The sequence below is a fragment of the Acinetobacter sp. 251-1 genome, assembly GCF_030329305.1.
GTDB lineage: Bacteria > Pseudomonadota > Gammaproteobacteria > Pseudomonadales > Moraxellaceae > Acinetobacter > Acinetobacter piscicola_A.
Genome location: NZ_JACANS010000009.1, coordinates 1 through 23,778 on the forward strand (window position 1 = coordinate 1; position 23,778 = coordinate 23,778).

Genomic DNA, 23,778 nt, shown 5'->3' on the forward strand with positions numbered 1-23,778 from the left:
CACTTACCCAAGTTACGCCTTAAATTTGGATCAATTAGGGGCGCTTTGCATTTCAAATCTTTGTGCAACAAAGCCTATCACCAAGATTAGGCAAATCATCAAATAAAAACCCCCCTTTTAATCCAGGAAAATAAATTAAACCTACAATAATTATAATAAGAATAAATAAATAATATGGGTTATTTTTTATATTAATCATTTAATTTCTTCGCAAATTTTATAATAAAAACATAAGCCCCTTATAAGAAGGGGCTTATGCTTCCAAACGTATTTCTATTTAATTATAGAACGCCTTTAGGAATATATTTATCTGCTAAGTTACCACCAGACTTTTTCAATGAACCATTACCTTGTACATTTAACACCAAGTTTTGGCCTTGAATTTGCTTAGAAACACCAGTGCTCTTATATGTGATCGTAATCTGACAACCAGTTGCTGTATCACCAGTAGCAGTACTAGTTACATTACCGCTTACTAAAACTTTTTCTGCATATTTGCCACCCAAGCTATGAGTACCACATTGTCCTTGTTGCATACTATCAGCAACTTCTGTCTTTAAACCACCAGCTAACGAAACACCTTCAGATGCTTGTGAACGAGCAATATAATCTTGATAAGCAGGAATCGCAATCGCAGCCAAAATACCAATAATCGCAACAACGATCATTAACTCGATTCATTCCATAAGTGCTTTTTATATGGACACATATAAGCCATTAAATTGAATCACTTTTATCAATTTAATCCAATGTCCATATGCCATAGTTATTATATTGACAAAAAAACGGCTAATGTCCATATCAAAAATACATTCTCAAACTGACAGAAATTGTCACTTTTCTTACTAAATTGACCTTAAAAAATAAGTTTTAAAATTTTTCTTGAAAGTATGATTACATTGAATAAAAATAACACTGTACCAAGCAAATAGTTCAGCCTTTTAAAGTGAATTATTTTCTTTAACAAATGCTGAAAAACAAATTATAAAATATATTTGGAGAATGTTATGAATACAATGCAGAAGGGCTTTACGCTCATCGAACTTATGATCGTTGTCGCGATTATCGGTATTTTGGCTGCGATTGCGATTCCGCAATACCAAAACTACATTGCTAAATCTCAAGTGAGTCGTGTAATGTCAGAAGCAGGTTCTGTAAAAACTGCAATTGAAACTTGTTTAAATGATGGCAAAACTGCGGTAGGCGATTGTCCACTCGGTATTACTACTTCAAATATCCAAACAATTGAAGTTAATGCTGCTGCTGCTGATAGTGATGGTAATAATGGTGCTGCGTTAACTGAAACTACTGCAATTGTAGCAACATTCGGTAATAATGCTGCCCAAACCTTAAAAGCAACTCCGTCTACTTTAACATGGGTACGTGATGCTACTGGTTCTTGGCGTTGTCATACAACTGCTGCTGAAAAATATCGTCCAGCAAGCTGTTCTGCTTCAATTTAATTGATGGACTAAAGGAGAGTCCTCATATGAGGACTCTTTTTTATAATATGGCTACTTTAATTTTATTGTGTTTACCTAATTTTATTCTATTTGTACTAAATCAAGATATTCATATTTTATTATTTAGTTTCTTATTGAATATCGTTCTTTTTTCTTTGATTCGTTCAACACGGTATTTATGGAGTTTAGCTTTATTTTTTTTACTGATTCCAGTTGTTATATTTTATATTTATTATTATCAAAATATGCCTGATGAAAATATTATAGGCATAATATTAGAAACAAATATTGAAGAATCATCGCAATTTATTGGAAATAGAATTCCTATATATCTTACTTTATATTTTTTATATGTTATTTTTATATGTTATTTTCTATATTTAAATTTTAAGAAACCAGTGGTTTGGTTACACTCTAGCCGTTATTGGGTTCTTGTGATTGGTAGTATATATTTGATTTCAATGTTTTTTTTAAATCAAAAAATAAGCAACCAAATCAATCAACAATTTTCAGAAAACTTTTTGGTTGTAGAAAATAATAGTTTTCTTCAAGAAGCAAAACAAACTTATCCATTCGGTATGCTAATTTCATTTTATGATTTATATAAAGAACAAAAAAAAATTAATCAAGCCTTTCAGCACAATGCAAATTTTAAATTTAATGCAACATCATATTTTGACGGTACGCAAAAACAAATCTATGTATTGGTTATTGGTGAAACTAGTCGCAGAGCAAATTGGTCGCTCAATGGCTATAGCCGGGCAACTAATCCACAATTAAGTCAACAAAAGAATTTGGTCAATTTTAGTAATATGTTGGCAATTGCTAGTGCAACTCGTAATGCTGTGCCCATGATTTTGACTCGTAAACCCGCAGAACAAGTTTATGCGTATAATTTCCCAGAAAAGTCTATTATTTCAGCATTCAAAGAAGCAGGATTTAGAACCTATTGGCTGTCTACCCAGCAACAATTTGGAAATTTTGATACCAGTACCTCGGTATATGCCAAAGAAGCAGACCAAGTGATTTTTTTAAATAAAGCCAATTATACTGATGCAGGCGAACATGATGATGTGCTGATTCCAGTGCTGAATAAAATTATCCATTCCAATGAGCAAAGACAGTTTATTGTTATTCATACCTTAGGTAGTCATTATAACTATGCACATCGTTATCCAAAAGAATATGATATTTTCAGACCATCACTCAATGATCTATCAAAATACAGTTTACAGGAACTTAAATATAAACAAAAACTCGTAAATAGTTATGATAATTCGATTCTATTTACTGATCATGTTTTAAATAATATGATTGAAATATTAAAACAACAAAAACAAGCAGAATCTTTTCTATTTTATAGTTCTGATCATGGTGAAGATCTTTTTGATCATGGTTGTGAGAAAAGTGGACATGGTTTAGATACTCAACATAATCTTGAAATTGCGAGTTTTGCATGGTATTCAGATCTATTTGCTTCTCAGCATCCAAGCCAAATTGCATACTTAATACAAAATAAAGACCGAAAAATTAATCAAACGGCTATTTTCCCAACCTTAGTTCAGGCGGCTAAAATTCATATTCCTGAATATACGGAAGAAAAAAGTATACTCAGCCCATTTAAAGATTATCCACGACTAGTTTTAGGTGGGAAAAATTTTGACTCAGCCCAATATGATAAAATCTGTAAGGACATTAAATGAACCAAACCCAGCAAAAAATGCTCTCTAACTTAGCTGCAATCTTTTTTATTTCAGGGTTGAGTGCATTGATTTATCAAGTCTGTTGGCAACGATTACTTTTTACAGGTTTTGGAGTTGATTTGACTTCAATTACCGTCATTGTTTCAGTTTTTATGGCGGGATTGGGTATAGGCGCATTTTTTGGTGGTCGTATTGCAGATAAATTCTCTAAAAATATCATTATCTTATTTTGCTTGATTGAATTGGGTATTGGTTGTTTTGGTTTATTGAGTCATCATTTAATTCTAAACTTACAAGATATGTTGATTCATGCCAACTTGGTGATGACAGCATTGGGTAGTTTTATTCTATTATTATTCCCTACATTTCTAATGGGAACAACTTTGCCATTATTAACCAGTTTTTTTAATCAACATATTCAAAATATTGGTGACTCCATTGGTCAACTTTATTTCTATAATACACTTGGTGCAGCTTTTGGTGCATTAGCAACGGGGTTTATCCTTTTTAATCATTTTACCTTATCCCATACGATCTATATTGCAGCAATGCTCAACCTCGGCATTTCTTTTTTAGTCTTTATTGCGTATGGTAGAAAATAATATGAAAAATAATCATCTGATTTATATTGTATCTTTTTTTAGTGGATTTTTAAGTTTAGCCCAAGAAATTATTTGGATGCGTTTGATTTCTTTTGCTGGAATGACAGTTCCACAAACATTTTCATATACACTTGCATTATTTTTAATGGGGATTGCCTGTGGTGCATCCATAGGTAAATCTATTTGTAAAAAAAACACATATGTGCAAATGTGGGTTTTGGGTAAAATTTTTATGCTTGCGGCGATGGTTGATATTATTCTCATCGCCTTAGTATATGTATTTACCAAGAACTTTGATATCTCTATCTTATTTCTTGGTTTATGTGTGTTTATTTGTGCCAGCGTCCGTGGAATTATTTTTCCATTGATTCATCATGTGGGAACAGCACAAGCAAAAACAGGTTCACAAATCTCGAATGTCTATTTTTCAAATGTCTTTGGTAGTGCTTTAGCCCCGATTTTAATTAGTTTTATTGCATTGGATTATTTGAATACTCAGCAAGTTTATCTATTGATTTGTTTTTTTACAATTATTATTGCGGTGCTGTGTTTAAATTCAGGAAAATTAAAATATGTATGCATTTCTTTAAGCGTTATTACACTATTGCTTATGTTGATTCCAGAGAAAATTTTTTATGAATTTTCAAAAAAAGAAGATTATTTAAATCCACAACTAAGTGCCTATCCAAGCCAAATTTTTGAAAATAAACATGGTTTTATCCAAGTCTATGATCAAGGAAAAGATCGTGTGGTATACGGAGCAAATGTCTATGATGGAAAGCTCAATACCAATATTTTTCATAATTCTAACGGCATTGATCGCGCTTACCTACTGCCTGTACTCAAACCTGATGCACAAGAAATTTTGGTGATTGGACTAAGTACGGGGTCATGGGTCAAAGTTTTAAGCATGATGCCAAACTTGAAAAAAATTACTGTGATTGAAATTAATCCTGCTTATATTGATCTCATTAAAACAGACCCAATTGTATCGGATATACTCAAAGATAAACGTATTGAGATTATTTTTGACGATGGTCGAAAATGGGTAAAAAAGCACACAGAGAAAAAATATGACATTATTTTAATGAATACGACATGGTATTGGCGTGCATATGCATCCAACTTATTAAGTCAGGATTTTTTAATTATGCTAAAACCCAGAATGAAAAATGATGGTATTCTGTTTTACAACACAACTCAATCTATAGATGCATACTATACTGCAAATCAAGTTTTTCCTAATGTGTATGAATATAAATTTATGGTACTCAATGCAATGCAACCCATTTCATTGCCAAATCATGAATATATACAAACACAATTATGTAAATTGGTGCGACATTCAACTCAAACGCCTATTTTTAAAGATATTGATGAATGTTCATCCGCAGCAGACATTATTTTAAAAACGCCATTAACAGCATATGCAGAAATGGATTTATCCCAGTTTCCATATCATCCACCTGAAGTAATTACTGATGACAATATGATTACCGAATATAAATATGGGAAGGGCTTCTAATGTCAAAACGTCTAAAATTTTTCCTGAGCCATTTGTCTATCTCATTACTCATTGCCTTATTGGTGGTGGGATTGGTCTTTTTTATTTGGTATCCATCACCATTGGCAACCGCTGTCGGTGTGACACAAATCTTCCTGATGATGTTGGCAATTGATGTGACGGTTGGCCCTATTTTAGGTTTTATCGTCTATAAAGAGGGCAAAAAAACACTCAAAATGGATTTAACAGTGATCATTCTGTTACAGCTCTCTGCATTAGGTTATGGCATATACAGTATCGAACAAGGTCGTCCTGTATGGATTGCCTACACTGTTGATCGTTTTGAACTGGTACGAAAAAATGAAATTATTGATGAAAATATAGAAAAAGCCTTAGCGCAATATCAACATCCATCATGGTTTAAACCGCAATATGTCGGGGTTGAATTTGCTAAAGATAGTCAAACGCGTAATGATGATATGTTTGCCGAAGCCCTGAATGGGATTTCGCTTGCACAAAAACCTGAGCGCTATGTTGCATTATCTAAGGTTGTACCACAAATCAAAACACATGCACAAAGTTTAGATATCTTAAAAAATTTTAATGATGAAAAACAACTACAACGTATTTTGGCGCAATACCCACAAGCCAACGCTTTTGTACCGCTCAAAGCCAGTGCAGTGGATATGACGGTTTTACTGGATAAAAATACAGGTGAAGTGATAAAAATTGTCGATTTGCGACCATGGAAATAAAAAAAGCCACTAATTTTAGTAGCTTTCTAAGCTAGTTATTTGAATTTATTCTTAATTCAAAATTCTCCAGCAACAGCGAATTACACTTTTCCAATAATTTTTCATAATCTTCCTGAAGTTGTTCATAGTCAGACTTGACAGCTTTGGTACGTTTTTTTGCCTGCTCAATCCGCTGTGTAGGCGAAAGAACATTTTGCCCTGCTTCCTGCGCAGCCAGTTCAATCGCCTCTACCAGTGCGGCATAACGGCTCTTCTTAATCGAACCCCGCTTACGCCCTGCTTCAAGCGCCACGGTGTCATTATTAATGGCAGAACCTTTGGGCAGGACAGTCGGTTTATTGGCCTTTAAACGCTCCAAAGCGGCATAATATTCATTCACTGCACTCATACTTTAACCCTCAAGATTGATCGTTCGAATTTTTTGAATGGTATTGTTTAAAGCCATAATGTCGCTGTCCATTTGTCTATATAGCAATCCATCCTGCGCTTGTTCATCCCGCACTCGTCGTAATCGTTGTAGTGCTTTTTGCATTTTATCGGCACTTTCGGCATCAAAAATTGCATGGGCACAACTCAAACAACTGGTAATTGCAGTAAAAGAAATTTTTTCGCAAGAATCAGGATTGGTACATGCACCAAACAAGCTAGGCTTATAGGCAATTTCACCTTTTTTCATACGCTTAATGGTTTCATCACGGTTGGGAAAAACTTTCAGCAATTGCTCACGGTCTTTTTGCAACTGTAAATAAGTTCCTGCACCGCCAAAGAGCTTACTAGAAGTACTGATTACGCCTTCCTCAAACTGGGTGTAGGAATGCACCAACCTCTGATATTCTAGCTCTTGGATTAACTCTTTCTGACTCTCACTGGCTAAAATATTCGGGGCAAATACTGAGTTTTCTCGATAATATAGCGTCATCGCTTCGGTTAAATGCTTATATTGCACAGATAAAGCCCCTAGCCCAATAACGCCTGAACGTGCACCATAGACTGCCAAAGAACGTCTGAATTGATGGGTGCAAATATTCCAATATTTACCAATTTGACAGTCCTTTTCTTCTCGCCAGTTGCGGAAGCCATCGAATGCTTCCAGCTCAGCTATATCGCTTTCAGTGATTCGTAGTTCATCTCCCAACTTTTCTAGAAGATGCTGACGATAGACATTAAAGTTTGAATGCGTCCGTGTCGGCGCACCTTCATAATTAGAAATAAAATCCGTTTTATGCTCAATATTTTGATTATTTTTATGCCGAGGTTTTTGTAAATATCTTGTTGGAAATAAGGGATATTCACGAGGATTAGAAAAATCGTAATGTGGACTGAGCAAAGCATAAATCTCACCAATGCTTTGTGCAGCATTCACTCCGATTTGAATATCTTCAAAGCTGATCCAGTAGGTGGATTTATTACCACCACCGTGTAATTTTGAAGTATAACCTATCAGCACATGCACAAGATGCTCATTGCTCTGAATCGTTTGATAGCAGTCATAAGACAGTTGATTGACTTCGTTGTCCCGCATACCTGTAAATAGATGAATCCAAAGTTTGGCCATGCCTTGAATCAACGTCATATAACGGGTCAGATTTGAATGCTTTTTAATCTGATGATTTTCAAAAAGCTGAGTTAAACCCAGCAAATCACGAGCATCGTTGAAACTTATTGCACGTTTAGCACGTCTAAACTCAACAGGCATCAAGGCAAAATTGGCATCCTGCTGAGTACGTTGAAACCATTGCAACAACGCAGGTGCATTTTGATTAAACTCATTCAATTGATCTGCTAAAGCATTAATTAAAGCCATATAAAGCCGTGAAGGAATAACCTTGGTTTGTGGACCGACTTTATTTGACTGCAACCTGAGTTGAGCCGCTAACTTCGCTAAATGCTCAATCGGTTGATAGGTACTAAAGGCAGGGATTAATAAAGGATACTGCTGTTGCAGAGTAAAACAATCGGTTAAAAATGCTTTGATGCACAAGGCAGTTGAATAGCTCACGCCAGCATAAGCATCATTAACTTTCGATAGATAAGCGCCATCACCAAATAACTGCTGCAACGTACAACCATTCTTGTATGCAAGTCGTGCAAACTGACGTAAAACAGTATGGCGCTGTTGAATACTTTTAATAATCGACTTACCAGTTTTAACGTACAATAACGCAAAGATGATTTTTTTCATTTCTGCACGTATTTGACAGAAGAGAAAATCATCTTCACGAGCATTTTCAAGCCAGCTATCAAAATTCAGGCGACAGTGGCACTTCGGTAAATAGGGTGAAAGATCCCAAACATTGTCTGCATAAACCGATAATGTTGCACCGCTTTTCATTCGAGACAATACAAAAGAGGCTGGAACAATCAGCTGATGATTCTGCAACCGATATTCATCGGGTAAAAACTGCTCAGCAACGCCACTGGCATATAAATACGAATTGAATGAACTCATGCGATCCATCCCAAATCAAGTAATAATTCAAAATGATTGAGCCAATAGGCATCTAAATCACCGCTTTCTACTTCTTCTTGAATTGAAAAAATACGGTCACGTAAATTTTCATAAGTGTTTGATAAATCATTAAGTACTTCATCAATTCGGTGTAGCACAACACCGAGTTGCTGTTCCCATTTGATCAAATCCGTGGCTTTTTGTTTGACATAAGCAAGTAGACTTTTCAGTGATAAAAGCTTACGAATATCAGCATCATCGGCATGGACTGCATAGTGTTGGCAAAATAAACAGTGCTCAAATTGCTGGCAGTTTGGGGTTGGCGCTTGTGCGGTAAAACCAAGTGCTTTTTCAGGCTGGGGCGTTGCTGTCACACATGCACCGACAGGCAAGGTCTGAACATCAACAGGCTCATCTAGCGTTTGCACCGTAATTCGTTCAAGCGTTCGAGTTTGTGCGACAGCAACTTCTCTCAGCTCATTAAAAAACTGTGAAATTTGCTGAGCTGCATCTTTGAATGACGTACGTGCATAATTATTTCTTGCTGTATCGAGTGAGTGACCCATAACTTCTGCTTCAAGCAGTAGATCACCATCACTTAACTCAACAGTTTGGCCGCTTTTATGCTTACGCCACTGTTGTGGTGTAATCCAGACCATTTGAGGAAAAATGCGTTGTAAAAAACTTCTGAGTAATTGCAACTTAGCAGTCCCAATCGATGCAAGTTTTTGAATTTCATTACGTTTCGGAAAGACAAAATCACAAGATTCATCTTGGATATACCATGCTCGAAGTTCTAAAATTTGTCTAAAAACAGGTTCAAATGTCACCCCAAATTCAGGCCGAACTTCTTTCCCGCCAGCACGGCTTTTTGTACCAGAGAATCTTCGTCCTTGGGTACTTGGTAGGATTTCCATCGTATCGAGTTGTAACTGTTGAGCAGTGTCTAAATTAGCCCCCGTCTGGGTAATAAATAACAACATGCCGATGCAAAGACCATAGGAGGCAAGTCGCTCTCGCTCCGTATGTCGTTTATCTTTATTACGTTCTTCAAGCTTACGGATCGCTTGATTACGATTTTCACGTAAACGCTTTCGATGTTCACTATCCTCAGCAAGCCCGAAATCCACCAGCATTTTTGAGAAATCGGGAATAGCCGAATATTTAGATAAATAGCTGTGCATCTCAAACTGAATATGTTGTTTTTCAGTTTGATGATGAAAGCCTGAGTAAAAGTAGAACTCTTCCTGATCCACGGATTGAAAATGTGCGGGAAAGTTACCCTCCTGTACAACGATACGATGGATTTCCGAAAATACATTCAACAAAGTCGCATACGTCTTTTGATGATCCTCCTGTGCAATCGGTAAAACAGGAACATCATAACGCTGCGACTGTACTTGCATTGCTTGACTGACAATATCAATTTCATGACAATCAAATACATAGGCGATTAGTTTGGCTACATAACGCTGATACTGCTTTGCAGTATGCGCAGCCAAATTATCATCATCAATGTCCGCAAGCAAAGTCCGATCCACTAAATATTTACTGTAACGACGATAGGCATCGATCATGCTGTCCTTATCGGATAAATCAAAATTTTTCTTTTGCTGATCAATCCAATCCAAAAATATTTTGATAATGGAATAGAACAACCCTTTTGATAGATCCGATCCATCCATTTGCAGTAGATAATCGGTAAAACATTTTAAAAAATAGCGTCTTTTTTCATCAAAAGATGCAACAAGCTCATTGTCGGATATATCGGAAGAACATGCTCTTTTAGCAAAAAAGAATGTACCGATATCTAAAGTTCTAAAAGAAAATGAAGCTGTTTTATCTTTGAGCACGAGTATGAGATGCTCATGCTCAGTAATTTGTTTATGAATATCTGTGATATTTACCAACAATGGCATACGAATAAAATTCATGACAAATCTCCTGCTAAATTCACAGAAGAGTTGACGTATTTCATCAAGCTAGACTCATACTCATGCTGAATTTTATTGCGCCATTGCAAGCGTGATTTATAGTTCAAATACTGCAAAGTCGTACTAATATTGCGATGCCCCATCCTAGCTTGCACATATTCGACCGCTGTCATAGCTGAATGCCCCTCAGGCAGGTGTTGCAACTGGCTTTCAAGCAAATTCATCCCAAAACTGGCACGTAAATCATGGAATTTAAAACTTGGAAATTTAGGATCAATCAAACGAATCTCGGGTAATAGCACGACTTTTAAATAACTACGCACCGCTTCACCTTCATAGAGTTTAAGCCTCGCCCCAAACGAATCAGAGGCTTTGATCTTTTCGATTAGCTCTTGCTGCTCAGCTTTGCTGGTATAGAAAGGTGTGCCCAGTTTGGTGAGAAACACATAGTTTTCATCCGAGTCGCCATAGCTAGACTTCTGTCTACGCAGACGTACTTGCTCACTGTTGATATAAATTTTAAGATCTTGTGCTAACCAATTCGGGATGAGTAGCGTCATGGGCTTTTGAAATTTGGTATCAATGCCCGTACCCGACCCAACAGGCAAACGGATAAAACCCTGACTATCGGGCTTACGACCAATTAAGTTTTTGATTCGTAGAGTGCAAATGGTTTGTAAGCGAGCGCCCGTGAATAAGGCAAGATAGAATATCAGCTGATATTCACGTGATGATTTTAGCAGTGCTTTTAATATGACTGTTTGCGATTCAACGCTGAGAGGGCATAATTCACCATCATCCGCAATCGTTTCAGGATTCGGTGCTTTGGCTGGAACATGAATCGCAAGATCATGCGACTTAATTGCCATTTTTCTACGTGCGCCAAATTCATTATCTACCGCAATATATTTGTATACATCTTTAAACGGTATGCCATAACGCTGATGATCAACCAAATCTTCTGTGACAAGAAAGCGATAAAAATTCACCACTGCATTAATTCGACCACGTGCAGAACTGGCTGAAATTAGACCTGCATTCGTCTGCTCAATCAGACGAGTACGATATTGAAAAATCGCATTCAACTGTTTTAGCTTATGAAACTTCAAGCAATCCAGCTGTTCATCTTCTAAAAAGCGCTGAAAATCAACAAGCTGATGTGCAATAGATGCAAAGGTTTTAAAATCGTACTGTATTGTTTGCTCGAGTTTTTTCAGCAAATACAGATTAAAAATTTCAGAAGGGCTGCCATCTCCCTGGATAATCACAGGAAATTCAAGGTACGCATCACCATAATTTTCAAACTCGGCATCATTTAAACAATGGTTTGCCTTAGCCAACCTCAATAATTGAAATTTTTTGATGGTCACGACTTTGGCTTTAGACTGGTAACGTGACTGACCATTTTTAAGTTTAATGCTCATTTTGAGCCTCCTGTTTATTAAAAACAGGCAAAAAGCGACCTTGAGATAGGATTGACAAAAATGCACCTATTCATCAAAATGGGATTGTCTGGACACCAATCAAGACAATCTATAAGAGCTCATGCCACCAACATGGGCTTTTATACTTTTTGCCGAGTGAAAATAATTACTTTTTTGTCAATTGACTCTGCTCCTCCTTTCTTAAGCGTTCCAATTCCGTAATAAAAAAAGCATTCATTGACTGATGTCTTTGCTTTGCTGTTTGTTTAACCCAAGAAACTAAATCTATGGGTAAGCGTAAATTTATTTGTTTCATATGCAATTAATCAATTATTAGCATATTGCTAACATAGCAATATGCTATCACTTATGTCAACTCTTTTTTTATAGCATAATGCTAGTATTAAATTTTTTACTATTTGTGAAATATATGGGTAAAAAAGACATTCAATTTAACCTTCGGATTCCAGAAGAGTTAAAAAATAAAGTGGATGATGCTGCGAAAGCCAATCAACGCTCCATTAATGCTGAAGCAACTTCTCGGCTTTATGATTCATTCGTTATGAATGACAATATTCAAGTTGAAGCTGCAAAAATCGTTGAAAAATTTCTGCGATCACGCTCACCCACAGAACGAAAAAAAGTGGTAGCTGAGCGTTTAAATTTCATATTAAGTGAATTAAAAAAAATTCATCATTTCAGAGAGTTTACAATTGCTGAATTGGCTTTCGAGGTCAATGAAGATACGGCCGATGAAGCTGAAGCTTGGTTTAGAGCTGAGCTAGAACCCACCTTCGGACAATTGGAAAAAATAGCGCAACATACTTCAGCAAATCCAAACTGGTTACTCTTTGGTAAACAGACTCCATATGATATTCAACACATACGTTTAAATGAGTATTTAGATCAAGATATAAAGCTGCTCTTAGGTTCAAACCCAAGTAATGAATTTTTATCTGCATCAAAAGTGAAAGAAATAAAATTTATTCGCGAATTATCAGAAGCAGGGCAATTAATTATTGTTAAAATTTATGAAAATTACGCAGTTGAGACTTTTTATCCCCCATACCATATCAGTGATGTAAATGGTGTTGGTGGATATAACTCATTGTTATATTTTTGCTTATTGACAAAAGTACTGTTGCGATACTACAAAACCAAGGTGAATGTATATAGCCATCTTCTTTCAGAAGAGCAGTTTAAACTTATTTTGTCTGGAACAGTTCATCCCTTAACAATTGTAGAAAAACTACATCATATTCCTTGGGTAGATGATTTAGCAGATAAACTTCCTGATAGAACTTTAGATTATTGGAATGGTTTCGACGAATTAAGAGCAAGAGTATTACGTGATTTCAAAGACAACGAATATATTCAAACGATTTGGAATGATCCTGAATTGTATCTAAAGCATCCTATTCAGCTCTAAAGAAAGGGATGACTACTAAATGTCATCCCTTTTTTCAGGTTCAGTAGAATATTCAAACAAGTCCTGCATAGTGCAATTAAAATATTTACACAACGTATCTGCAACAGAAAGTTCTATCCGAATCGCACGGTCATAATACAGACTCGTCAAGGTATTACGGTTAATACCTGTGGCATGTGCTACATCACTTAGCTTCAAAATTTTGCGTTCGCCCATCAAAGCGGATAATCTACATCTAATCATAACAACCCACAAAACAATATTTTAACCTATAATAGGTTATTTTAACTTGATAAGAAGTTTTTCTTATGCTAATTTTAACCTATAGCAGGTTACTTTACATATTAAAGAAGCAAATTAACCTTCTTAAACATCATTATATATTGTTTCCAAGGAGTCTTAGTGATGAATAACTACTTTTCCCCAAAATTCTCTGTTTCGGAGGAAGTCCGTTCGACTGCCGTTGCACTCATCAAAGAGTTTAATATTGACCGCACATTTGATTTAGCTTTGTTTCTAAATGTAAACCCCAATTTAAATGATCAAGATGCCGTTTTAGCTTGGGTGAATCATTTTTCGAAAATTCAACATGATCTTAACGATTTCAACCAAGTCCGTCGCCACTTCATGAAAAATTTTCCTAAAATTATGTTTGCAAACTTGAGTGAATAAAACAAACACAGGGAGATATCAAATATCTCCCTTAATTTTTAGCTGACCCTCTTGTGGTAATCTCACAATTCCTCCTCTTTCCATTTTTTAAATTCTGTCATTGTCTCTTGTAGCTCCAGAACCCACGCTGGTTTTATATGTGGCACATCTGGACGTTCGATGCCTTGATGGTCAAAAAACTTATACACCATTGCTGCCAACTTGATAAATGCCTGTTCAAACGTATCTGCCCAAACATCTAAACGATAGTCATGATAATGTTCTTGGTATAATTTACCACCATCTTCTACTTTATTGAGATGCGAGCCAGTCTCTAAATAAATCACTAACCTTCCATCACCTTCATCATTATATGCACCGTGATACACATTTTGACAATGTCCCCATGTATTCCAGTGCCATGATGGTAAGTCGCCCGTAACCGTCCAAAAAGCTGGGTGTGTATCAATAAAATGATAAGCAGTTAAAAAGTCCATTGGATTTGCGAGATATGCTTGCTCATTTTCAAAGGCAGTCTGTAAAGCAGACTGTAAATGCTCAAATTTATTTTGATCGGTATAGGAAGACAAACGACTAGAAAAATGCTCAGAGGTTTTAAAAAATAGGCCACCATGTTCTTTATCCTCACCAAAATATTGATAAATCTCTGGTAGAATCTGTAAATCTATCGGTTTGACATGATGGATCTGGTATTGTACGTCTTTTAAGCTCTCATGAATTGTTTCTGTACGATCGGGGTAAGTAACGACAAGTTTCGTATCTCGCAGTGATAAAATTGCTGGTTCAGTCATTTGGGGTAGCTGTTCTAATAACCAGTCTGGTAATTGTTTTAATTCAGTCGGTTGCATTTTTAGTTATCCCATTTTCTAACAATTTCAAATTGTTACATACGTTACACAACATAATTTGTGCAAGTTATGTATAGCATTAGCAATATAATGCCCGTATCCTCTACTAAATGAAAACGGGCATTTGGAATATTGCAAAGTACTACCCTAGATATTCTAAAAAGTAGAAAAAATGTGTTTTAACTGGTGGTGTGGCTATCTTTCCATTGAGCCATTATAGGTTTTTCATCTTGGTTTAGTTTTCAAAAAGCCTGAGTTTCCTTTCTTTAGTTTTTCTATATAAGTCTCACATTGAGCAGGTAAACCAAGATGATATTTTAAAGCGCTATCCACTCTTGCTCATACTCAATATTTTGAATTTCACGCTGTTGAGCAAAGATTTGAATCGCAGGATGTAACTGTTCTGAGCAACTCGCATCATTGCTAAAGTATTTTAATGTCTTAGTTGTAGAAGAATAAATGGCAGCAAACAATCGACCATCTTCAAAAATAATCGCTGATGAAGCATCTAAACTGGATGCAGACCGCCCCTCATAATACAAAGCCTCATCTATTCTCAACAAATAAGGCGCTGCGTAATGCTCAAAATGAGATTGAAATTTTTGATAATCATGCTTTAACAACTTTTGAAGTTCTGTTTGAATTTTTTGATTTGAAGCAATTTGCGTAATTGATGAAATATCTGAATATTGATTTAAGCCTAACGCTTGTGCATGGATCAATGTAGGAAGAAAAAAAAGAAGAGCAAAGGAATATTTCTGCTTCATAGCGAGAACGGGTCTGACGTTTATTCTATGATGTCCATATATACTTACTTATGGAATGTTCATTTTATATGGACACTTATGGAGTATCGATTAAGGTAAAACCTTTTTGAGCGTTCATAACATTTCTCCAATATTTTAATTTTTTATAAAATCAATTGTAGTTTGCGCTCTAACCCCAAAGTGATAAAACGCCAACCATTTAACACTTTGCTATTCTTATCGAGTTTGGCTTTTTTTACAACAACAATTTTTACTTCTGTTCTTTTTAAGTGTCTTTATGTAAAAAAGTGACACTTTGTGTCACTTAATCTCAGCCATTATTAATTTAAAATAATGGGATGATTCGAAAGCTCGTTATCATCTTGTAAATCTGTTTTTTTATAATATAGATTCAATATATTACCTATACTTATAACACCCTCTACCACTGCACTTCTATGGCGTTTTGCTTTTAATTGCATGATCATTTGGTCACATATCTTTTGCCAAACCTGTTGCTCAGTCGCATTTTTAATACCACGATCGACCACAATTTCTACTTTTTGCTCACACAAGTTTAAGTACAGTAATATCCCACTGTTCTTTTCAGTGTCCCATACCCCAAGTTCAGCAAAAAGTTGCTGTACACGTAAGCGAGTATCCTGATGATAGGCTTGATGACTTGGAATATGACCTTCGATCACAACTTGGATCTCACCGACATGTCCTTGCTCTGCTTGTTTAACCGCCTCTGCAATCGCCATTTGATCAGTTTTAGAGAAATATCGCTTCGATGCAGGCATATAAAAAAAATGCTTAAGCCAACGTGCAAAACTCGGTGCTACATGCTGCTGTAGTTTTGGTTCTGTGACGATTTGTGTTGTATCTGTTTTACTTACCATGAGCCTGAAGCACCTCCCCCACCAAAGCCGCCACCGCCGCCGCTATATCCTCCACCGCCACCGAAGCCGCCGCCACTTCCACCTCGCCCACCACCTGACAGGAACATTTGGAAAATAAGCTGTGCTAAAGAAGTGATGAGTAAAAAGAAAATCCCAAAACCTAATACAAGGCTCATCAAAATCCCTGACCCATAAATCAAACCTGCAGCAAATGCAGTTACCCCTGCAACTGAGGCACTCAAACGATTACCAATAATAAAGGAAGCAAAAATACCAATAATTAAAATAATCATCGCTGTGGTCATGGTGCGATCTTTGGCTTCTTGTTCTTGAATGGCTTGATCTTGACGTGCTTTTAACTCATCCGCAGCTTGCTTTGCAATTTCTGGATCTAAATTTAAAACTCTTTCAATTTCCGTCACACCTGCTTGAATACCCTGCCCATATTGCCCTTGTTTAAAATAAGGTGTGATTTGATTTCGAATAATTCGGCTAACTATAATATCAGGCAATACACCTTCTAAACCATAACCTGTAGCAATATGAATTTTACGGTCATTCACGGCAACTGCAATCAATAAGCCATTGTCCTGTTTGGCAGAACCCAATTTCCACTGCTCCGCTACACGCATCGCAAAATCAAAAATACCTTCATTGCCCGTAGTCGGTACAATAATCACGCCAATTTGTGCTTTACCTTGATTGTGCAGATTACGAATTTGCGCTTCTAAATTTTGCTTTTCACTGGCAGAAAGAATATTCGCTTGGTCAATAACAGGTTGATTGAGTGTAGGTAATTGACGCGTGCCTTGCCCTGCTGCCATATCATTGGCAACAGTCGGTGCAGTATTTTGTTGTGTATTCGTTGTTGGTTGTTGATTTGGCTGAGGTGGATTAGATGGTGTGGAGTTTTGATTTTGAATCACTTTCCCCATCACCACAGCATCTTCAACGCTGTCCGTTGCGGTCGCCACCTCCGCCCACGTTAACGATTGAAAAGCAAATAGCAACGTGCAGACCAACAGTATAAAAACTGCTTTCATTTTACGATGAATATATTTGCACATTTCAATCATAGTTTTCTCACTGTATTTTCAATTTTGATGCTTTTAGAAATTTACAGTTGGAGCTTTGGCAGCACCTGCTTCTGCACTAAAGTTAGGTTTTGTTTTCATACCAATCACTTTTGCAGTCATTGCCTGTGGGAACTGACGTACGTAGGTGTTGTAATCTTGCACCGTTTCTACATAACGTGTACGTGCGGTACTGATTCGGTTTTCTGTCCCTTCAAGCTGTACTTGCAAATCACGGAATTGCTCATTGGCTTTGAGGTCGGGATAGTTTTCAGTCACAGCAAGTAAGCGTGATAATGCACCTGTCATTTGCGATTGCGCTTCTTGATATTTTTTAAAGAGTTCTGGATCATTTAAAACTTCTTTATCCACTTTTAAGCCTGCAACGTTGGCACGTGCTTGTGTCACTTCTGTTAGCACTTGCTCTTCATGTTTAGCATAACCTTTAACGACATTTACAAGATTTGGCACTAAGTCCGCACGGCGTTGATATTGGTTTTCCACTTCTGACCAAGCAGCAGTGACAGATTCATCTTTTGCTTGCAAAGTGTTATAGCCACAGCCTGAGAATGCTAATGTACTTGCTAATGTTAATGCTAATGCAGCCTTTTTCATTGGATTCATCATGTGTACCCTCAAGTATTTATTTGTAATTGTTCAGTTAAAAGCATATTAGCTGCTTTTAAAATCGATTTATGTTCATTTTTGGTATATCAGAACATTTATTTTATTTATTCATTTTTATATTTTAAATTGCTTGAAAATCAAAAAGCCACCCGAAGGTGGCTCTGATTAAGATGTTTTATTCATCATCTTTCTTTTCTTCTGAAGGAGGTAAATCCTTCACAGCTTCTGCGATCAGACCAAACATATAGTTACCATATGCATTGGTTTTGTCATAGTGAAAACGCAAACGGGGTGTAATTCGTGTTTTAATGCGATGACCTAACTCATGGCGCAAGAAACCAGAAGCTTTATTTAATACTTCTAAAGTTTCTTTATTTGCCGCTTCACTTTGTTCATCACCTAATTCACGCCCCATTACAGTCACGTAAACTTCTGCATACCCTAAGTCTGGGCTGACTTTCACCGCTGAGATGGTCACAAGACCACCTAAGCGTGGATCTTTCAGCTCTTGACGAATGAGTTCAGAGAGTTCTCTCTGAACTGTATCTGCCATACGCTTAAGACGCTGACTACCCGCCATTAAAGACTCCGTTTAATGAGTTGAACATCATACACTTCGATCTTGTCTTGTGGTTTGATGTCTTTATAGCCTTTGACTGCAAGACCACATTCCATACCTGCACGAACTTCTTCAACCACGTCTTTATAACGACGTAAAGATTCAAGTTCGCCTTGGAATACAACCACGTCATCACGAAGGACACGAATCGGTTTATTACGGTGTAATACACCTTCAAGTACCATACAACCTGCAGCTGCACCGAATTTACTTGAATGGAAGACTTCACGTACTTCAGCCACACCCAGAATCGTTTCACGATGTTCTGGTGCAAGTTTACCGCTCATCGCAGCTTTCACGTCATCGATCAATTGATAGATTACGCTGTAGTAACGAATGTCGATGTCATCAGCATCTGCTTTTTGACGTGCAGTGTTATCAGCACGAACGTTAAAGCCCAGTAAAACCGCTTCTGAAGATTCAGCAAGAATTACGTCAGATTCAGTGATCGCACCCACACCTGAACTGATTACACGAACTTTTACTTCGTCTGTAGACAATTCAGAAAGCGCAACAATCAATGCTTCCAATGTACCACGTACGTCTGTTTTCAATACAACATTGACAATCGGCACATCTTTTTTACCCATTGAAGCCATAAGGTTTTCAAGACGCATTGCAGATTGACGTTCAAGACGTTTTTGACGTTCACGATCCAAACGAGCTTCAGCAACTTCACGTGCTTTCTTCTCATCGTCAACCACAAGAACTTCATCACCCGCCATTGGTGCCTCAGGAAGACCCAAGATTTCAACTGGAATTGAAGGACCCGCAGATTTAATACGTTGACCATTTTCATCGGTCATTGCACGAACACGACCATAAGATGCACCCGCAAGTACTAAGTCACCTACATTCAATGTACCATTTTGTACAAGAATAGAAGTTACTGCACCACGACCTTTATCAACACGTGCTTCGATTACAACACCTTGCGCCGCACCTTCTTCAGATGCTTTCAATTCTAACAATTCAGCTTGAATTGAAATGAGGTCAAGAAGTTCATCAATACCTTGACCAGAGTGTGCTGAAACCATTGCAACAGGTACATCACCGCCCCATTGTTCAGGTACGATTTCTTTGGTGGTTAATTCGTTTAATACGCGGTCTGGATCTGCAGATTCTTTATCCATCTTGTTGATAGCAACAATAATTGGCGTACCTGCTGCACGTGCATGATCAATTGCTTCCGCAGTTTGTGGCATCACACCATCATCTGCTGCAACAACAAGTACAACGATATCTGTCGCTTTCGCACCACGTGAACGCATTGCAGTAAATGCAGCGTGTCCCGGTGTATCTAAGAAAGTAATAATGCCTTTCTCTGTTTTAACGTGATAAGCACCAATATGCTGAGTAATACCACCTGCTTCGCCTTGCGCAACTTTAGCACGACGAATGCGGTCAAGTAACGATGTTTTACCATGGTCAACGTGACCCATGATTGTCACGACAGGAGGGCGTGTTGTTTGCGCACCACGTGCTTCTTCTGCCGCTTCAAGTAAGTTATCTTCCGCTTGTGTATCAGAAATCAATACGGGGTTATGACCCATTTCTTCTACGACAAGTGCAGCAATTTCTTGGTCAATCGCTTGGTTTTGCGTAACCAATTCACCCATTTTCATGAGTGATTTAATCACTTCACGGACTTTAACTGCCATTTTCGCAGCCAAGTCAGCAACCACAATCGTTTCACCAATTTCAACATCATAAACTTGCTTTTTAACAGGTTTTTCAAAACCATGTTTATTGGCTTGGCTTGTTTTTAAGCCACGTTTATGTGGATTATGGCTGAAAGATTGCTCTTCTTGACCACGACGACCACCTTTCTTTTGACCACGTGGATTATTCGTGTTGGTACCACGTTTAATTTCACGGTCTTCTTTCGCAAACGAGTCTTCGTAGGCTTGACCCACTAAACCTGCTGCTAATGGAGAGTCATCAACAACGCGAATGGTTGCTGTGGTATCTTCATTTGAATATTTAGACGCCATTTTACGCATTTGTTCTAGCGTACGTTGTTGCGCCTCTTCTGCTGCCTTACGACGTGCATTTTCTTCAGCTGCTTTAAGTTTTGCAGCCTCAGCTTCACGTGCTTTTTTCTGTTCAGGTGTTTCAATCGTTTTCACGGTTGCTTTGGTAATTGGCTTATTCGTAGATTTACGCTTAACCACCACCGCCGCTTTTGGTGTTTCTTTTGCAGCTGTTTGCTGTTTTGCAGCAGCACGCATTTTTTCCAAATTCGCTTTTGCAGAGCTTTCAGATTTCTCTTGCTCTTTTACAGGTGCATCAACCTTAGATTTCTGTGTCGCTGCAACTTTTGCTTCCGCTTGCGCTTTTGCTAGTGCCTCAGCTTTGATTTGTTCTGGATCTGGCTTAGTAAAAGTATGCTTTTTACGTACTTCTACATTAATCGTTTTCGCCTTACCCGATGTACTTGCTACTTTAGCAGTACTAGTCGTTTTACGTTTCAACGTGATTTTTCCTGCGTTACCCGCATCTTGACCATGTGATTTTTTCAAATGGTCGACAAGGGCACTTTGCTGTTCTGTTGTAATCTTGTCTTCAGCTTTCTTCTGTGGCAATCCAGCTTCACGCACCTGATCAAGGAGCTTTTCAACAGGAAGTCCTACACTGACCGCTAACTCTTTAATTGACTTATCCGTCATGTATTACCTCCTAGTTAAACCATGATTCACGCGCTTTCATAATGAGTTGACCCGCTTTCTCAGCATCCAAACCTTCAATATCTGCGATATCGTCAGTTGCCTGATCAGCCAAATCATCGACTGTAATAACCCCACGAGCCGCCAAAGCATAAGCAATTTCAGAAGTCACTCCTTCCATTTCTAGAAGTTCTTGACTTGGCTCTTGAATATTTTCTTGCTGTTTCAATGCATCTGCCAAAGCCGCTTCTTTCGCACGACTTTGCAACATTTCCACAAGCTCAGCATCAAGTTCAATCTCATCAAATGTTTCAGCAGGAACATAAGCAATTTCTTCAAGCGAAGTAAAGCCCATTTCCACTAACGCAATTGCAAGATCTTCTTCAATATCAAGACGGCTTACAAACATGTCTAAATATTGTTGAGCTTCATTTTGTTGACGAGCACGATACTCATCTTCAAGCATCATATTCAGCTTATAACCTGTGAGTTCTGAAGCCAAACGAACATTTTGACCTTGTGAACCAATTGCACGTGCAAGTTGATCACTGGTTGCAAAAATAATATCTGCTGTACGTTCTTCTTCGTCAATCACAATACCTGATACATCCGCAGGTTCTAATGCGCTTGCAATATATTGTGCTGGATCATCAGACCAAACCACGACATCAATACGCTCACCATTGAGTTCTTGTTGTACGGCTTGAATACGTGTACCACGCATACCAATACAAGCACCTACTGGATCAATACGATGATCGTTAGTTTTCACTGCAATTTTAGCACGAACACCGGGTTGACGTGCAGCAGCTTTAATTTCAATGATTTCTTCAGAAATTTCAGGAATTTCTTTTTTCATCAATGCCATTAACATTTCAGGTTTTGCACGTGACAATAATAATTGTGCACCACGACCTTCTTTATTCACGCTGTATAAAATGGCATTTACACGTTGTTTAGGACGAAGAATTTCTTTATGGATCATTTCTTCACGTGCTAAATATGCTTCTGCATTATCACCTAAGTCAATAATGAAGCCATCTTTGGTTTGTTTTTTCACTTCACCGTAGATCAATTCACCCACTTTTGACTCGTATGCATCTGCAATTAATGCACGTTCCGCTTCACGGATTTTTTGCACAATCACTTGTTTTGCAATTTGTGCAGCGATACGACCAAACTCGATAGAAGGTACTTCGAGCTCACGAATATCACCAATTGACCATTTTGCAGGATCAACATCAGAAATTGCATCTTGGCATGCTGGCATTTCATGATCTTCATCAGCTACAACTTCCCATTGACGGAAAGTACTGTATTCACCTGTTTTACGATCAATTTCTACACGTAAACGTGCTTCTTCAGAATTTGTGCCTTCGTAGAATTTTTTCTTTGTTGCAGCTACAAGTGCTTGCTCAAGTGCTTCAAAGATCGCTTCACGACTAACACCTTTTTCATTACTAACCGTCTCTGCAACGGTAAGAATTTCACGGCCCATAAGTCACCTACTATTCAAATTCTTATTCGTTAAAATTAATTTAGTCTTGATAGATTAAATTGGCTTTGTCGATATTGTTACTGTCAATTTCCAAGATTTGTTGTTTTTCAACTTCAACTTGAATCATTTCATTTTCAAGATCAACAGATACAAGCTTTGCTTGGAATTTACGACGGTTTTCTACAGCTGCGATTAAACGTAATGCAACTTGTTGACCAACATATTGAGACATTTGTTTCAGTTCAAAAAAAGGACGATCCCAACCTGGAGATGATACTTCCAATGCATATTCACCCGAAATTGGGTCATGTACATCTAGCATTGCACCCACTTGCTGAGTCACACGTACACAATCTTGTACGCCAATACCTTGACCCAACTCAACCTCACCATCTTCATTGATGACAGGTTCAGCATTTTTATCAACTTCTTTGTCAATATAGATACGGAGTAATGAACGTTTACCTTGAGGTAAAAATTCAATTCCCCACAATTCCACATCACAAGCTTGCACCGCAGGAGCAATTAAATCTTGAAGTGCTTGAGTTTTATTTGATAGCTTCATTTACTCTCGTCATTTTGTGCGATTCATGGTCGAAATGACCACCACAGACCCATACACACTATAGTAGTAGTGAAACATGACACTTTAACTTTGCCTATACGGCTCACATCGACACTACACGATAGCCAATAAAAAAGGGCGAAATTCGCCCCTATTATCACATAATAAACCTTAGCCCATTATGCAAAAAGACCCACCTATCTGTGAGCCCTTTTTAGAAACTTGGTAGCGGGAGCTGGATTTGAACCAACGACCTTCGGGTTATGAGCCCGACGAGCTACCAGACTGCTCCATCCCGC

Annotated in this window: 22 protein-coding genes, 1 tRNA gene and 1 pseudogene; 7 read left to right on the forward strand and 17 right to left on the reverse strand. The window is 37.6% G+C overall.

The window, feature by feature from the left end; all coding sequences use genetic code 11:
- Positions 1–281 precede the first annotated feature (281 nt).
- Complete coding sequence (locus tag HX129_RS08695; protein WP_286434866.1) at positions 282–668, reverse strand: pilin; 387 nt, start codon at positions 666–668, stop codon at positions 282–284.
- A 348-nt stretch (positions 669–1,016) separates the two neighbouring features.
- On the opposite strand from HX129_RS08695, the gene HX129_RS08700 reads away from it, so the two are divergent.
- From HX129_RS08700 to tfpZ, 5 genes are read left to right on the forward strand one after another with little or no spacing between them, the layout of a single operon-like run.
- Positions 1,017–1,463, forward strand: a complete 447-nt coding sequence (locus HX129_RS08700) for a pilin (RefSeq protein WP_502872674.1) — start codon at positions 1,017–1,019, stop codon at positions 1,461–1,463.
- A gap of 47 nt (positions 1,464–1,510) precedes the next feature.
- Positions 1,511–3,166 (forward strand): phosphoethanolamine transferase, encoded by a 1,656-nt coding sequence (locus tag HX129_RS08705; RefSeq protein ID WP_286436146.1) that lies wholly within the window; start codon positions 1,511–1,513, stop codon positions 3,164–3,166.
- Complete coding sequence (locus tag HX129_RS08710) at positions 3,163–3,768, forward strand: fused MFS/spermidine synthase (protein WP_286436148.1); 606 nt, start codon at positions 3,163–3,165, stop codon at positions 3,766–3,768. The genes HX129_RS08705 and HX129_RS08710 overlap by 4 nt, the downstream gene beginning before the upstream one ends.
- A gap of 1 nt (position 3,769) precedes the next feature.
- Positions 3,770–5,293 carry a spermine/spermidine synthase domain-containing protein gene (locus tag HX129_RS08715; protein WP_286436150.1) on the forward strand — a complete coding sequence of 508 codons (1,524 nt, stop codon included), beginning with the start codon at positions 3,770–3,772 and terminating at the stop codon, positions 5,291–5,293.
- Entirely contained in the window at positions 5,293–6,027 is a 735-nt protein-coding gene (tfpZ, locus tag HX129_RS08720; RefSeq protein WP_286436151.1) for a TfpX/TfpZ family type IV pilin accessory protein, read from the forward strand. Before HX129_RS08715 ends, tfpZ begins: the two co-directional genes overlap by 1 nt.
- A 31-nt stretch (positions 6,028–6,058) precedes the next feature.
- Here tfpZ and HX129_RS08725 read toward each other — a convergent pair whose 3' ends face one another.
- From HX129_RS08725 to HX129_RS08745, 5 genes are all read right to left on the reverse strand, one after another.
- Positions 6,059–6,415: a hypothetical protein gene (locus tag HX129_RS08725; protein WP_286436152.1), complete on the reverse strand. Its 357-nt coding sequence runs from the start codon at positions 6,413–6,415 to the stop codon at positions 6,059–6,061.
- 3 nt (positions 6,416–6,418) lie between these two features.
- Positions 6,419–8,476 carry a hypothetical protein gene (locus HX129_RS08730; protein ID WP_286436153.1) on the reverse strand — a complete coding sequence of 686 codons (2,058 nt, stop codon included), beginning with the start codon at positions 8,474–8,476 and terminating at the stop codon, positions 6,419–6,421.
- Entirely contained in the window at positions 8,473–10,410 is a 1,938-nt protein-coding gene (locus HX129_RS08735) for a hypothetical protein (protein ID WP_286436154.1), read from the reverse strand. Before HX129_RS08735 ends, HX129_RS08730 begins: the two co-directional genes overlap by 4 nt.
- Positions 10,407–11,834 (reverse strand): tyrosine-type recombinase/integrase, encoded by a 1,428-nt coding sequence (locus HX129_RS08740; RefSeq protein WP_286436155.1) that lies wholly within the window; start codon positions 11,832–11,834, stop codon positions 10,407–10,409. The genes HX129_RS08735 and HX129_RS08740 overlap by 4 nt, the downstream gene beginning before the upstream one ends.
- 166 nt (positions 11,835–12,000) lie before the next feature.
- On the reverse strand, positions 12,001–12,150 hold the full coding sequence (locus tag HX129_RS08745; protein ID WP_286436156.1) for an Arc family DNA-binding protein: 150 nt from the start codon (positions 12,148–12,150) through the stop codon (positions 12,001–12,003).
- A 114-nt stretch (positions 12,151–12,264) separates the two neighbouring features.
- Between HX129_RS08745 and HX129_RS08750 the strand changes: the two genes are divergently transcribed.
- The gene (locus HX129_RS08750) at positions 12,265–13,263 is read left to right on the forward strand and encodes an Arc family DNA-binding protein (RefSeq protein ID WP_286436157.1); all 999 of its coding nucleotides are present in this window, start codon (positions 12,265–12,267) and stop codon (positions 13,261–13,263) included.
- 15 nt (positions 13,264–13,278) lie between these two features.
- Here the strand turns inward: HX129_RS08750 and HX129_RS08755 are convergent, their stop codons facing one another.
- Positions 13,279–13,506, reverse strand: coding sequence for a helix-turn-helix domain-containing protein (locus HX129_RS08755; protein ID WP_286436158.1), 228 nt, complete (start codon positions 13,504–13,506; stop codon positions 13,279–13,281).
- A gap of 162 nt (positions 13,507–13,668) precedes the next feature.
- On the opposite strand from HX129_RS08755, the gene HX129_RS08760 reads away from it, so the two are divergent.
- Positions 13,669–13,935 (forward strand): hypothetical protein, encoded by a 267-nt coding sequence (locus HX129_RS08760; RefSeq protein ID WP_286436159.1) that lies wholly within the window; start codon positions 13,669–13,671, stop codon positions 13,933–13,935.
- A 62-nt stretch (positions 13,936–13,997) separates the two neighbouring features.
- On the opposite strand, the gene HX129_RS08765 is transcribed toward HX129_RS08760, so the two are convergent.
- From HX129_RS08765 to HX129_RS08810, 10 genes and pseudogenes are all read right to left on the reverse strand, one after another.
- Complete coding sequence (locus HX129_RS08765) at positions 13,998–14,783, reverse strand: hypothetical protein (RefSeq protein WP_286436160.1); 786 nt, start codon at positions 14,781–14,783, stop codon at positions 13,998–14,000.
- Between the two features lie 225 nt (positions 14,784–15,008).
- Positions 15,009–15,550: pseudogene (locus HX129_RS08770) on the reverse strand (hypothetical protein).
- A 320-nt stretch (positions 15,551–15,870) separates the two neighbouring features.
- The gene (locus HX129_RS08775) at positions 15,871–16,431 is read right to left on the reverse strand and encodes a TPM domain-containing protein (RefSeq protein ID WP_286436162.1); all 561 of its coding nucleotides are present in this window, start codon (positions 16,429–16,431) and stop codon (positions 15,871–15,873) included.
- A complete protein-coding gene (locus HX129_RS08780) occupies positions 16,425–17,474 on the reverse strand; it encodes a TPM domain-containing protein (protein ID WP_286434921.1) in 1,050 nt (349 codons plus the stop codon). Before HX129_RS08780 ends, HX129_RS08775 begins: the two co-directional genes overlap by 7 nt.
- 66 nt (positions 17,475–17,540) lie before the next feature.
- Positions 17,541–18,128 (reverse strand): LemA family protein, encoded by a 588-nt coding sequence (locus tag HX129_RS08785; RefSeq protein ID WP_130072490.1) that lies wholly within the window; start codon positions 18,126–18,128, stop codon positions 17,541–17,543.
- A gap of 178 nt (positions 18,129–18,306) precedes the next feature.
- Entirely contained in the window at positions 18,307–18,711 is a 405-nt protein-coding gene (locus tag HX129_RS08790) for a ribosome-binding factor A (protein WP_174493872.1), read from the reverse strand.
- Positions 18,711–21,419 (reverse strand): translation initiation factor IF-2, encoded by a 2,709-nt coding sequence (gene infB, locus HX129_RS08795; protein WP_130072254.1) that lies wholly within the window; start codon positions 21,417–21,419, stop codon positions 18,711–18,713. The genes HX129_RS08790 and infB overlap by 1 nt, the downstream gene beginning before the upstream one ends.
- 10 nt (positions 21,420–21,429) lie before the next feature.
- Positions 21,430–22,914: a transcription termination factor NusA gene (gene nusA / locus HX129_RS08800; RefSeq protein WP_286434879.1), complete on the reverse strand. Its 1,485-nt coding sequence runs from the start codon at positions 22,912–22,914 to the stop codon at positions 21,430–21,432.
- A 40-nt stretch (positions 22,915–22,954) separates the two neighbouring features.
- Complete coding sequence (gene rimP, locus HX129_RS08805) at positions 22,955–23,479, reverse strand: ribosome maturation factor RimP (protein WP_130072256.1); 525 nt, start codon at positions 23,477–23,479, stop codon at positions 22,955–22,957.
- Positions 23,480–23,702: 223 nt separating this feature from the next.
- Positions 23,703–23,778 (reverse strand) — tRNA-Met (locus tag HX129_RS08810).

Bases quoted from the DNA above. Each gene is read 5' to 3' on its own strand.
- rimP (WP_130072256.1), bottom strand. From the start codon at position 23,479: ATGAAGCTATCAAATAAAACTCAAGCACTTCAAGATTTAATTGCTCCT.
- infB (WP_130072254.1), bottom strand. From the start codon at position 21,419: ATGACGGATAAGTCAATTAAAGAGTTAGCGGTCAGTGTAGGACTTCCT.
- HX129_RS08790 (WP_174493872.1), bottom strand. From the start codon at position 18,711: ATGGCGGGTAGTCAGCGTCTTAAGCGTATGGCAGATACAGTTCAGAGA.
- HX129_RS08785 (WP_130072490.1), bottom strand. From the start codon at position 18,128: ATGAATCCAATGAAAAAGGCTGCATTAGCATTAACATTAGCAAGTACA.
- HX129_RS08755 (WP_286436158.1), bottom strand. From the start codon at position 13,506: ATGATTAGATGTAGATTATCCGCTTTGATGGGCGAACGCAAAATTTTG.
- HX129_RS08700 (WP_502872674.1), top strand. From the start codon at position 1,017: ATGCAGAAGGGCTTTACGCTCATCGAACTTATGATCGTTGTCGCGATT.
- HX129_RS08740 (WP_286436155.1), bottom strand. From the start codon at position 11,834: ATGAGCATTAAACTTAAAAATGGTCAGTCACGTTACCAGTCTAAAGCC.
- nusA (WP_286434879.1), bottom strand. From the start codon at position 22,914: ATGGGCCGTGAAATTCTTACCGTTGCAGAGACGGTTAGTAATGAAAAA.
- HX129_RS08745 (WP_286436156.1), bottom strand. From the start codon at position 12,150: ATGAAACAAATAAATTTACGCTTACCCATAGATTTAGTTTCTTGGGTT.
- HX129_RS08705 (WP_286436146.1), top strand. From the start codon at position 1,511: ATGGCTACTTTAATTTTATTGTGTTTACCTAATTTTATTCTATTTGTA.
- HX129_RS08760 (WP_286436159.1), top strand. From the start codon at position 13,669: ATGAATAACTACTTTTCCCCAAAATTCTCTGTTTCGGAGGAAGTCCGT.
- HX129_RS08725 (WP_286436152.1), bottom strand. From the start codon at position 6,415: ATGAGTGCAGTGAATGAATATTATGCCGCTTTGGAGCGTTTAAAGGCC.
- HX129_RS08775 (WP_286436162.1), bottom strand. From the start codon at position 16,431: ATGGTAAGTAAAACAGATACAACACAAATCGTCACAGAACCAAAACTA.
- HX129_RS08735 (WP_286436154.1), bottom strand. From the start codon at position 10,410: ATGAATTTTATTCGTATGCCATTGTTGGTAAATATCACAGATATTCAT.
- HX129_RS08730 (WP_286436153.1), bottom strand. From the start codon at position 8,476: ATGAGTTCATTCAATTCGTATTTATATGCCAGTGGCGTTGCTGAGCAG.
- HX129_RS08750 (WP_286436157.1), top strand. From the start codon at position 12,265: ATGGGTAAAAAAGACATTCAATTTAACCTTCGGATTCCAGAAGAGTTA.
- HX129_RS08715 (WP_286436150.1), top strand. From the start codon at position 3,770: ATGAAAAATAATCATCTGATTTATATTGTATCTTTTTTTAGTGGATTT.
- tfpZ (WP_286436151.1), top strand. From the start codon at position 5,293: ATGTCAAAACGTCTAAAATTTTTCCTGAGCCATTTGTCTATCTCATTA.
- HX129_RS08695 (WP_286434866.1), bottom strand. From the start codon at position 668: ATGATCGTTGTTGCGATTATTGGTATTTTGGCTGCGATTGCGATTCCT.
- HX129_RS08710 (WP_286436148.1), top strand. From the start codon at position 3,163: ATGAACCAAACCCAGCAAAAAATGCTCTCTAACTTAGCTGCAATCTTT.
- HX129_RS08765 (WP_286436160.1), bottom strand. From the start codon at position 14,783: ATGCAACCGACTGAATTAAAACAATTACCAGACTGGTTATTAGAACAG.
- HX129_RS08780 (WP_286434921.1), bottom strand. From the start codon at position 17,474: ATGAAAGCAGTTTTTATACTGTTGGTCTGCACGTTGCTATTTGCTTTT.